Below are 2,245 nucleotides of genomic sequence, written 5' to 3'. Positions count from 1 at the left end.
AATATTAGAAATAAATGGAATCTGGAGGATCAGAATCATGGTATCAACGAAAACACAAATTGCTGATTTTGAGTTTGACAATTGTTTGATGAATGCAGCAGGTGTGGCTTGTATGACGATAGAGGAGCTGGAAGGGGTTAAAAACTCAGCGGCAGGAACTTTTGTGACCAAGACAGCGACCTTGGACTTTCGTCAGGGAAATCCTGAGCCACGCTACCAAGATGTTCCACTTGGTTCCATTAACTCTATGGGCTTGCCGAATAATGGCTTAGACTATTATTTGGATTATCTTTTGGATTTGCAAGAAAAAGAACCAAACCGAACTTTCTTCTTATCTCTAGTCGGCATGTCTCCAGAAGAAACCCATACTATCTTGAAAAAAGTCCAAGAGAGTGAGTTTCGTGGTCTGACTGAGCTAAACCTTTCCTGTCCAAATGTTCCAGGTAAACCTCAGATTGCCTATGATTTTGAGACAACAGACCGGATTTTGGCAGAAGTATTTGTCTACTTTACCAAACCTCTGGGAATTAAATTGCCACCATATTTTGACATTGTTCACTTTGACCAAGCGGCAGCTATTTTCAACAAGTACCCGCTCAAGTTTGTCAACTGTGTTAACTCTATCGGAAACGGCCTTTATATAGAAGATGAGTCTGTCGTTATCCGTCCTAAAAATGGTTTCGGTGGCATCGGTGGAGAGTATATCAAACCGACTGCTCTTGCTAATGTTCACGCATTTTATCAACGCTTAAATCCTCAGATCCAAATCATTGGAACAGGCGGCGTGTTGACTGGTCGTGATGCCTTTGAACACATCCTCTGTGGAGCAAGTATGGTACAGGTGGGAACCACCCTTCACAAAGAAGGCGTCGTTGCTTTCGAACGTATTACCAATGAACTAAAAGCTATCATGGTGGAAAAAGGGTACGAGAACCTAGAAGATTTCCGTGGGAAATTGCGCTATATCGATTGAATTCATTAAAAAATCAGAAGAAAGGAGAGACGATGCTAGCTATTGAAGAAAGCCAGAAGTTGACTTTATCAAATTTACCGAGCCTGAGCCTTTTTACAGGGACAGATCAGGGACAGTTTGAAGTTATGAAGAGTCAAGTATTGAAACAGATTGGTTATGATTCTGCCGACCTTAACTTTGCCTACTTTGATATGAAAGAAGTAGTTTACAAGGATGTGGAACTGGAGTTGGTCAGCCTTCCTTTCTTTGCGGATGAGAAAATCGTGATATTGGATCATTTTGTCGATATCACAACAGCCAAGAAACGCTTTTTGACAGATGATGAACTCAAGTCGTTTGAGGAATACCTTGACAATCCTTCTCCAACAACCAAGTTGTTAATCTTTGCAGAAGGAAAGCTGGATAGCAAAAGACGGTTGGTTAAATTACTGAAGCGTGATGCCAAGGTTTTTGACGCAGTAGAAGCCAAAGAACAAGAATTGCGTCAGTATTTCCAAAAGTGGAGCCAGAAAGAAGGTCTGCAGTTTGCCAATCATTCTTTTGAAAATCTCCTCATCAAGTCTGGTTTTCAATTTAGCGAAATCCAGAAAAATCTCCTCTTTTTACAGTCCTATAAGGAAGACTCTGTTATCGAGGAAGAGGATATTGTCAACGCTATTCCCAAGACCTTACAGGATAATATTTTTGATTTAACTCAGTTTATTCTGACTAAAAAGATGGACCAGGCGCGCGATTTGGTTAGAGACTTGACCTTGCAAGGTGAAGATGAAATTAAACTGATTGCAGTCATGCTAGGACAATTTCGAACTTTTACTCAGGTGAAAATTTTGTCGGAGTCTGGCCAAACAGAAGCGCAGATTGCAAGTAGTTTAGGCAGTTTTCTCGGACGCAATCCTAATCCCTATCAAATCAAGTTTGCGCTGAGAGATGCGCGAGGACTTTCCTTTAGCTTTTTGAAGCAAGCTATTTCTTATTTGATTGAGACAGACTATCAGATTAAGACAGGTCTTTATGAAAAAGGTTTCCTTTTTGAAAAGGCACTCTTACAGATTGCTAGTCAGATCAATTGACATTTTTTTGAAACTACAACCAGTGTCAAGATTATCTTGTCGTGGGTTTCTTAGTGATTTGCTTGTTTTATACTCAATGAAAATCAAAGAGCAAACTAGGAAACTAGCCGCAGGTTGCTCAAAGCACTGCTTTGAGGTTGTAGATAGAACTGACGAAGTCAGCTCAAAACACTGTTTTGAGGTTGTGGATAGAACTGACGAA

At 40.4% G+C, this 2,245-nt stretch carries 2 protein-coding genes; both read left to right on the top strand.

Features of this window, described 5'->3' with window-relative positions; genetic code table 11:
• Positions 1-37: 37 nt before the first annotated feature.
• The gene (locus QZ359_RS00175; RefSeq protein WP_293944870.1) at positions 38-973 is read left to right on the top strand and encodes a dihydroorotate oxidase; all 936 of its coding nucleotides are present in this window, start codon (positions 38-40) and stop codon (positions 971-973) included.
• A 32-nt stretch (positions 974-1,005) separates the two neighbouring features.
• A complete protein-coding gene (gene holA, locus QZ359_RS00170) occupies positions 1,006-2,043 on the top strand; it encodes a DNA polymerase III subunit delta (protein ID WP_293944867.1) in 1,038 nt (345 codons plus the stop codon).
• Positions 2,044-2,245: the final 202 nt, after the last annotated feature.

It is taken from the genome of Streptococcus sp., assembly GCF_019414905.1.
In the GTDB taxonomy this organism is placed as follows: Bacteria; Bacillota; Bacilli; order Lactobacillales; family Streptococcaceae; genus Streptococcus.
Note: the sequence above shows the minus strand (reverse complement) of the source record. Positions and strands in the feature narration are given on the sequence as shown.

Excerpts from the sequence above, each read along its gene's own strand:
- holA (WP_293944867.1), top strand. The coding sequence starts at position 1,006 with ATGCTAGCTATTGAAGAAAGCCAGAAGTTGACTTTATCAAATTTACCG.
- QZ359_RS00175 (WP_293944870.1), top strand. The coding sequence starts at position 38 with ATGGTATCAACGAAAACACAAATTGCTGATTTTGAGTTTGACAATTGT.